This window comes from Polaromonas sp. P1_E1_2 (assembly GCF_056406035.1).
Map to the genome: position 1 here is coordinate 1 of NZ_JBFUAZ010000131.1, position 8,474 is coordinate 8,474.

General features: G+C 61.7%; 7 protein-coding genes and 2 tRNA genes. 2 read left to right on the forward strand and 7 right to left on the reverse strand.

All coding sequences use genetic code 11. From position 1 onward, the window contains the following. Positions 1–109: 109 nt before the first annotated feature. A tRNA-Leu gene (locus tag AC1D1P_RS08665) sits at positions 110–194 on the forward strand. 130 nt (positions 195–324) lie between these two features. On the opposite strand, the gene rimO is transcribed toward AC1D1P_RS08665, so the two are convergent. From rimO to AC1D1P_RS08690, 5 genes are all read right to left on the reverse strand, one after another. Next, positions 325–1,734: a 30S ribosomal protein S12 methylthiotransferase RimO gene (gene rimO, locus AC1D1P_RS08670; protein WP_477672698.1), complete on the reverse strand. Its 1,410-nt coding sequence runs from the start codon at positions 1,732–1,734 to the stop codon at positions 325–327. A gap of 178 nt (positions 1,735–1,912) precedes the next feature. Next, on the reverse strand, positions 1,913–2,404 hold the full coding sequence (gene phaR, locus AC1D1P_RS08675) for a polyhydroxyalkanoate synthesis repressor PhaR (RefSeq protein ID WP_477649198.1): 492 nt from the start codon (positions 2,402–2,404) through the stop codon (positions 1,913–1,915). 273 nt (positions 2,405–2,677) lie between these two features. Further along, positions 2,678–2,754, reverse strand: a tRNA-Val gene (locus tag AC1D1P_RS08680). Positions 2,755–2,844: 90 nt separating this feature from the next. Next, a complete protein-coding gene (locus AC1D1P_RS08685) occupies positions 2,845–5,103 on the reverse strand; it encodes a RelA/SpoT family protein (protein WP_477672699.1) in 2,259 nt (752 codons plus the stop codon). Positions 5,104–5,185: 82 nt separating this feature from the next. Next, positions 5,186–6,097, reverse strand: coding sequence for an alpha/beta fold hydrolase (locus tag AC1D1P_RS08690; protein WP_477669242.1), 912 nt, complete (start codon positions 6,095–6,097; stop codon positions 5,186–5,188). 118 nt (positions 6,098–6,215) lie between these two features. Between AC1D1P_RS08690 and AC1D1P_RS08695 the strand changes: the two genes are divergently transcribed. Further along, complete coding sequence (locus tag AC1D1P_RS08695; protein ID WP_477649166.1) at positions 6,216–6,998, forward strand: 3-hydroxybutyrate dehydrogenase; 783 nt, start codon at positions 6,216–6,218, stop codon at positions 6,996–6,998. 6 nt (positions 6,999–7,004) lie between these two features. Here the strand turns inward: AC1D1P_RS08695 and AC1D1P_RS08700 are convergent, their stop codons facing one another. Both AC1D1P_RS08700 and AC1D1P_RS08705 read right to left on the reverse strand, forming a co-directional pair. Next, positions 7,005–8,099: an NAD(P)/FAD-dependent oxidoreductase gene (locus AC1D1P_RS08700; RefSeq protein WP_477672700.1), complete on the reverse strand. Its 1,095-nt coding sequence runs from the start codon at positions 8,097–8,099 to the stop codon at positions 7,005–7,007. Position 8,100: 1 nt separating this feature from the next. Further along, positions 8,101–8,474 (reverse strand): arginase family protein (locus tag AC1D1P_RS08705; RefSeq protein ID WP_477672701.1); only part of this gene is annotated, 374 nt, incomplete at its 5' end.

Here is an 8,474-nt window from a genome sequence, read left to right on the forward strand (position 1 = left end):
CTCTTTTCGTTGGAGGCTGCCGGGTTTAAGTATGCAGCCGAAATATTTCAGGAAAATTTGAAGGCCCGGGCCTGAGAAAGCATTGAAGTAATGGTACACTGCTAGCTGTGCCCGGGTGGYGGAATTGGTAGACGCGCACGGTTCAGGTCCGTGTATCGCAAGATGTGGAGATTCGAGTTCTCTCCCGGGCACCAGATACACCAAACAGCTTTGCCAGACTCTGAAACGAGCTCTGGAATAAAGCAAGATTAAAGCCACTGTGACCCAGTGGCTTTTTTGTGGCCGACCCACTCTTCAGGTTCGGCGTTTCGTCCGCAACCTTGATCAAACAGGTACAGCAACCAGGTCGTGGCCCTGGGTTCCGACGATGCGGGCCCGGGTGAACTCGCCCACTTTCAGCGTCTTGCTGATTTTCTCGGGCGGTAACAGCTTGACGATGCCGTCGATCTCCGGCGCATCGGCATAAGAGCGCCCGGTGCCACCCTTTCGGCCTAGCGCCGGCGCCGAATCCACCAGCACCTGCATGGTTGCACCTACGCGCTGCTGCAGTTTCTGGCTGGACACCGCTTCGGCCACGGCCATGAAGCGGGCGCGCCGCTCTTCACGCAACGCCAGCGGCAGCATGCCCGGAATATCGTTGGCCGTCGCACCTTCTACTGCGCTGTAGGCAAAGCAGCCTGCGCGGTCGATTTTGGCCTCTCGCATGAAGTCCAGCAGATGGTCGAACTCTGCTTCCGTCTCGCCGGGAAAACCGGCGATGAAGGTGCTGCGAATCACAATTTCGGGGCAGATTTCGCGCCAGCGCGCAATGCGTTCAAGGTTCTTCTCGCCGCTGGCCGGCCGCTTCATGCGTTTGAGCACATCCGGATGGCTGTGCTGCAACGGTACATCCAGGTAGGGCAGAACCTTGCCGGTGGCCATCAGCGGCAGTACTTCGTCCACACTTGGGTACGGATAAACGTAATGCAAGCGCACCCAGGCACCATACGGCTCGGCGATTTCACCCAGTGCCTGCACCAGTTCCAGCATACGCGTCTTGATGGGCTTGCCATCCCAGAAGCCGGTGCGGTATTTCACATCGACGCCATAGGCCGAGGTGTCCTGGCTGATCACCAGCAATTCCTTCACGCCGCCTTCAAACAGGGCGCGCGCTTCGTTGAGCACGTCGCCGATAGGCCGTGACACCAGGTCGCCGCGCATGGACGGGATGATGCAGAAGGTGCAGCGGTGATTGCAGCCTTCGCTGATCTTCAGGTAGGCGTAATGTTTGGGCGTCAGCTTGATGCCGGCAATGCCAAAGGCATTCGGCACCAGGTCCACGAAAGGATCATGCGGCTTGGGCAGGTTCAGGTGCACCGCGTCCATCACCTCTTGCGTGGCGTGCGGGCCCGTCACCGCCAGCACACTCGGGTGCATCTGGCGCACCAGGTTGCCACCGCCCTCGCCCGCCTTGGCGCCCAGGCAGCCAGTAACGATGACCTTGCCGTTTTCGGCCAGCGCCTCGCCAATGGTGTCCAGGCTTTCCTTGACCGCGTCGTCGATGAAGCCGCAGGTGTTGACGATGACGAGATCCGCACCTTCAAAGGTCTTGGAGGTCTGGTAGCCCTCGGCGCTCAATTGCGTGAGGATCAATTCGGAATCGGTCAGCGCCTTGGGGCAGCCCAGGCTGACAAAGCCAACGCGCGGCGCGGGCTTGGTGTTCACGGAAACAGGGGGGGAAATAACTTCGCTCATGGGGTGTATTGTCTCAGGTCCCTGATTTCTATGGGCTTCTAGGGGCCGCCAGAAATTCAATTGCCGGGATACAGGGCAAGGCGCCCGGAGCGCAGGAACCGGAATGCACTTGGGTGCATGAGGATTCCGAGCACCGCGCAACGCAGCCATGTGCCCGGAAATTGGGTTTATGCGGCTCCTAGCGCTTCAGGCCAAAGGCTTGAAGCATCTGCTCGCTCTGTTTTTGCATTTGCTCCTGCATCTGCGTGAAAACGTTCTTGGATTGCTCCACATAAGTACCCATCATGCCCTGCATCATGGGTGATTGCGCATTCATGAACTGGGCCCACATTTCGGGGCTCAACCCCTTGGACTGCTCGGCCATCTTGACCTGCAGGTCCATGAAGCTCTGCACGTTCTTCTCGAGGTAGGCGCCCATGAAGCTTTGCATCGCATTCCCGTAAAAACGGATGATGTTGGCCAGCACGGCTTCGGTAAACATCGGCGCACCGCCGGTTTCTTCTTCGAGAATGATCTGCAGCAGGATGCTGCGCGTCAGGTCTTCATTGGTCTTGGCATCGCGCACCACAAAATCAGCGCTGTCCATCACCAGCTGGCGGACTTCCGTGAGCGTGATATAGGCCGATGTCTCGGTGTCGTACAGCCGGCGATTCGGGTACTTCTTGATCACTCGTGAAGCCGCAGCCTTGCCGGCAGCCCGGCCGCTTTTGGCACCGGGAGTGCCGTCGGCAGAGGCGTCGCCCTGTAAAGGCGGCGTGCCGGATGACGGGCTGGTGGATTTGCTTTTTGGCACTGATTTCTCCTCTGAATGACGACCGGCGTCGAAACGCCGGGACTCAATACATTCTAGGAATTCTGATGTACTCAATCCCCTTGGTTTACCCTGTGTGCCAGTCCGCATTACAAAGAATGCAGAACCTGGATCAGGAACCGTCGAGGGAATTGGTAGGCGCGATTGGACTCGAACCAACGACCCCCACCATGTCAAGGTGGTGCTCTAACCAGCTGAGCTACGCGCCTAAGGACTGTTCGAAGCTCGTATTGTAGCAAAGCAAAACGGCTATCTTGCTTCGCCCCGAAAATTTGCCGAAAAAAGTCCTGCAGCCGGGTTCAACGTCTCCGCGCGGACCGCACGCCCGGCACCTCGGCCACGACGGCCAGCACCTGGTTAAGCCGGCCCGATTGCGCAACTTCAACGGTGAATGTCATCCACGCCGTGCCGCCGCGGTTGTCCTTGACCGACTGTGTCTGCACACCAATCACATTCATTTTTTCCTTGGCGAATACCTCGGAAATATCGCGCAGCAAGCCCTGCCTGTCCGCCGCCTCCACGGCCACATCCACCGGATACACCGCGCCATCCGCCGTCTTGGGTGCGTTCCATTCAACCTCAATCACGCGGTCGGGGCTGCCGCTGGCCATGTTGCGAAAATTGCTGCAGTCGCTGCGGTGGATGCTGACCCCTTTGCCCTTGGTGACGAAACCTAGGATTTCATCCGGCGGCGCCGGCTTGCAGCATTTGGCCAATTGCGTCAGCAGGGAACCCATGCCGACCACCAAGACGCCGCCGCCACTTTTGGATTTCTGATTCGGCGGGCGCGCTTTTTTTGCCAGTACATAGTCGTCCTGGCTCAACACCGGTTCGGGCGGCCTGAGCATGTTTTCAATCGTGCGCAGTGACAACTCGTCCTTGCCCACTACTTCAAACAAATCATCCGCCGCCTTGAAGCCGAGTTGCACCGCCAGGTCGTCCAGCTTCATGGCGGTCTTGCCCTCGCGCTGAAGCAGTTTTTCCACGGCCTCGCGACCCCGGGCCACGGTTTGCTCCATGGCCAACGCGTTGAACCATGCGCGGACTTTCGACTTTGCACGGTGGCTGCACAAGAAACCGAGCTCGGGGTTAAGCCAGTCGCGCGAAGGTCCGCCTTCCTTCACGGTGATCACTTCCACCGTCTGGCCGTTTTGCAAGGGCGTATTCAGCGGCACCATGACACCGTCAATGCGCGCGCCCCGGCAACGGTGTCCCAGGCTGGTGTGCACGCTGTAAGCAAAATCTACCGTCGTCGCGCCCTGCGGCAACTCCACGATGGCGGCATCGGGCGTCAGAACATAGATACGGTCTTCGAACAGGCCCTGCTTGGCGTCGCGTGCACGCTGGGAGGCCGGGCCCGAGAGATCCCTCTCCCACGCGAGCAGTTGCCGCAGCACGGCGATCTTGGCGTCATATTCGCTGCTGGCCGACACGCCCGCGTAACCCTTGGCACCCGCCTCCTTGTAGGCCCAATGCGCAGCCACGCCGTGCTCGGCATGGTCATGCATGGCCTGCGTGCGCACCTGTATCTCCACCGCCCGCCCGCCATCGTCACGCACTACGGTGTGCAATGACTGGTAGCCATTGGACTTGGGCTTGGCGATGTAGTCGTCAAACTCGCCGTCCACCGGCGTGAAGCGGGAATGCACAAAACCGAGCGCGGCATAACAGCCCTTCACGTCGGCGGCAATCACACGCAAGGCACGGATGTCAAACACCTGCTCGAAGTCGAGCGACTTGCCGCGCATTTTTTTAACGATGCTGTAGATGTGCTTGGGTCGGCCCTGCACCAACGCGGCAATGCCGTTCTGGTTCAGTTCGCGCTCCAGCTGCGCACGCAAGGCCTCCATGAAGCCTTCGCGCTCCACGCGCTTTTCATCCAGCAGGCGGGCTGTCTGCTTGTAGGTATCGGGTTCCAGAAAACGGAAAGCCAGGTCTTCCATTTCCCATTTGATCTGCCAGATGCCCAGGCGGTTGGCCAGCGGCGCAAACACATGCAGGGATTCGTGCGCCAACGGCAAAGGGGCAGGTTGCCGGGTGGCCGCGTAATGGCGCAGGGTTTGAAGCCGCGACGCCAGCCGCAACATCACCACCCGCAAGTCGCGCGAAAACGCCAGCAGCATCTTGCGGACGTTTTCGGTTTGCGCGGCCGGGTCGTCCAGCAGATGCGCCTTGGCATTGGCAGTACGAGCCTGCCGCTGCACCTGCACCAATTTGGTGGTCTCCAGCGCCAGTGCAGCGTAGTTGGCGCCGAAGGCCTTGGTGATGACTTCCTGCGGCTTGTTCAGGTGCTGGCACGCATACACCAGGTAGGTCGCGGCCTGCATGGCTTCCGAACCGCCGATGTTTTTCAGGATGGCAGCCACAGCGTCGGCATGCGCCAGGATGTTTTCACCCGTGTCGTGCGTTTCGCTGGCGATCAGAGGCTCGGCAAACGCCCGGGCACGGGCCAGCGCATGCGGCTGGTCCGGCAGGCTGTCGGCCGTAGCGGTCACGATGGAGGCGTTCGCCCCCTGGGAGGCTGTCGGGCTACCGGGCCCGACCACATTGCTTTTCATGAAACTTCAGTCAAATAGTTGCGAGGCTGGCAGCGCCGCATTGCGGCACTTACCCAGCATTACCCAATTCAATACCCGGGTGCTACCCAAGCAGGAAACCCGACACGGCGGCCACCTGGTCCGCAGCGATCAGCGTGGGCGCATGGCCTACCCCGTCGAACTCCACCAGGCGCGCGCGCGGGCCGCGGGCCGTCATGGCCTGAGCCGTCTGGGAGCTCAGCAAGTCCGACTGCTTGCCGCGGATCACCAGCGTTTCGGCCTTGATATTGTCGTAGAGCTGCCAGAGCACGGCTTCACCCTGGCGCGCGGAGTCCTCGGTCTCCTGCTTGAACGGCACAGCGATGGCCGGGTCGTAATGCAGGCGCCACTTGGCATCGGCGGCGTCCGAGACGCGCCGGAGCATGGGACGCGAYAGCGCCAGCCACTGTTCGGGCGTGTGCGGGCCAAAGCTTTGGGAAATCGCCCACATGGCATCGGCCGCTTCCTGCACCGACCCGAAGTGACCGGCCTGCCCCAGATAGGTGCCGATTCGCACGATTGCCTGCCACTGGATGGCCGGCCCGACGTCATTGAGCACCAGGCGGCGCACCGCCGTGGGCAAGGGCAGACCAGGCGTCCCACACACCGCCACGCCGATCAGGCCGCCCATGCTGGTACCCACCCAGTCCAGCGAAACCACAGGCGCCTGCGCGTGCAGCTGGCCCAGCAGCGCCAGCATGTCGGCGGCATAGCCTCGCAGCTGGTAACCCATGGGGTCTTTGAGCCAGTCGCTTTCCCCACGGCCCACCACGTCGGGGCAGACCACGCGAATGCCGTCCGGCGCCTGCTCGCAGAGCGTGCGCGCCAGCACGTCAAAATCGCGGCCCTGCCGCGACAGGCCATGCACGCACACCACAACGTGCGTGCTGTCCGGCTGGCCCCATTGCCAGTACGCCATGCGATGCCCGCCTGCGGCGTCCGGGCAATTTACGTAGTTCAGCGTAGGTTGGGTCATGGTGCGGCAGTTCAATTCAAAGGCTTGATAATTGCTTGAAAAATCGGCGATGCGCAGCCTGCACCGCGCGCTGTTCAGAATCCCAGCTCAACCATCGTAAATCATCCGGAGAAACATCATGCTCAAAGGTAAAACAGCTCTCGTCACCGGCTCGACCAGCGGGATCGGCCTGGGCATCGCCAAGGCGCTGGCAGCGCAAGGCGCCAACATCGTCATTAACGGCTTCGGCGACGTGGACGGCCCCAAGGCCGAGATCGAAGCGCTGGGTGTGCGCGTGGCCTACCACGGCGCCGACATGAGCAAGCCCGCCGACATCGAGGACATGATGCGGTTCGCTGCCGCGCAATTCGGCCAGGTCGACATCCTCGTCAACAATGCCGGCATCCAGCACGTGGCTCGCGTGGAGAACTTCCCGGTCGAAAAATGGGATGCCGTGATCGCCATCAACCTGAGCAGCGCCTTTCATGCCACCCGCCTGGCATTGCCTGCCATGCTGGCTGCCAACGGTGGCAAGGGCTGGGGACGCATCATCAACGTGGCGTCGGTCCACGGCCTCGTGGGCTCTGCCGAAAAATCCGCCTACGTTGCCGCCAAGCACGGCATTGTGGGCCTGACCAAAGTCACCGCCCTCGAAAACGCCACCACAGGCGTGACCTGCAACGCCATCTGCCCCGGCTGGGTGCTGACGCCCCTGGTGCAAAAACAGGTGGACGCCAAAGCCGCGGCTGGCAACATCAGCAACGAAGCCGCCAAGCAGCAACTGCTGGGCGAAAAAGAGCCTTCGCTGCAGTTCACCACGCCCGAAGAGCTGGGCGCGCTGGCGGTGTTTTTCTGCTCGCCCGCAGGCAACAACGTGCGCGGCGTGGCCTGGAACATGGATGGCGGCTGGGCGGCGCAGTAACAGTTTTTACAGCAGCCGGCTGACGTAGTCGCCAATTGCCAGTGAGCTTGTCAGCCCTGGCGATTCAATACCAAAAAGATTGACGAGCCTTGCCACGCCGTGATCACGCGGTCCCTGGATCAGAAAATCTTTGGCAGCCTCATGAGGCGCCTGGATCTTGGGGCGTATGCCCGAATAACCCGGCATGAGCGCACCGTCGGCCAATGCGGGCCAGTACTTGCGTACTTCGGCATAAAAAGCATCGCCGCGCGCCGGGTCCACCACCAGGTCGTCGGGTGAATCGACCCATTGCACATCGGGCCCGAACTTGGCCTGGCCGCCCAGGTCGATGGTCAGGTGCACGCCCAGGCCGGCGGCTTCGGGCACGGGGTAGATCAGGCGGCTGAAGGGCGAACGGCCGGGCAAGGTGAAGTAGTTGCCTTTGGCGTAATGGCTGGGCGGCACATGCTGCGCCGGAAAGCCGGCAAAGCGGCTGGCCAGGTGCTGGGCCTGCAGCCCGGCGGCGTTGACGACGGTCCTGGCTTGCAGTTCCGTACCGTCTTTTGCTATTAAATTAATAGCTGCTTGCGCACACTCCGCATGGGCCAGGGGCGAATTAAGCACCACAAGCCCGCCTGCATTCTCAAGATCGCCCTGCAGCGCCAGCATGAGGCCGTGGCTGTCGACAATACCGGTGCTGGGCGAATGCAGCGCCGCCACGCATTCGAGTTGCGGCTCCATCGCCCGGGCTTCTTCGCGGGTCAACAGTACCAGGTCGTTCACGCCGTTGGCGGCGGCCTTTTCACGGATGGCCTGCAGCTGCGCCACCTGAGCCTCGCTGGTCGCTACGATCAGCTTGCCGCAGCGCTTGTGGCCTATGCCGCGTTCCGCGCAGTAGTCGTACAGCAGGCCCTTGCCTTCTACGCAGAGCCGCGCCTTGAGCGAGCCCTGTGGGTAGTAAATGCCGGCGTGAATCACCTCGCTGTTGCGCGAGCTGGTGCCTGCGCCTATCGCGTCGGCGGCTTCCAGCACCATTACCTCCCTGCCCTGCAAGGCCAGCGCACGCGCCACCGCCAGGCCCACCACGCCTGCACCAATCACCACACAGTCGACCTGGTCCATATCAGACGCCCTCGAAACCTTCAATGACGTTGACGGCATTGGTGCCCAGCGCCGCGGCGGCGTAACCGCCTTCGAGCACAAATACCGTGGGCAACCCCAACTTGCCCAGGCGTTCGCCCAGGCGGATAAAGTCGCCAGGCAGCAGCGCGAATTTGGAGATGGGGTCTTCGGCAAAGGTGTCCAGCCCCAGCGACACCACCAGCGCGTCGGCGCGGTGCTGCTTGATGCGCAGGCATGCCGCTTCCAGCGCCTCAAACCAGCGCAGCACGGTACAACCGGCGGCCAGCGGCAGATTCAGGTTAAAACCTTCGCCCTCGCCCGCTCCGGTTTCGTCGGCATAGCCCAGGTAGAACGGATATTCGGTCAAGGGGTCGC

Coding starts and splice junctions, on each gene's coding strand:
- rimO (WP_477672698.1), bottom strand. CDS start 1,734: ATGAGCGAAGTTATTTCCCCCCCTGTTTCCGTGAACACCAAGCCCGCG.
- AC1D1P_RS08695 (WP_477649166.1), top strand. CDS start 6,216: ATGCTCAAAGGTAAAACAGCTCTCGTCACCGGCTCGACCAGCGGGATC.
- AC1D1P_RS08685 (WP_477672699.1), bottom strand. CDS start 5,103: ATGAAAAGCAATGTGGTCGGGCCCGGTAGCCCGACAGCCTCCCAGGGG.
- AC1D1P_RS08700 (WP_477672700.1), bottom strand. CDS start 8,099: ATGGACCAGGTCGACTGTGTGGTGATTGGTGCAGGCGTGGTGGGCCTG.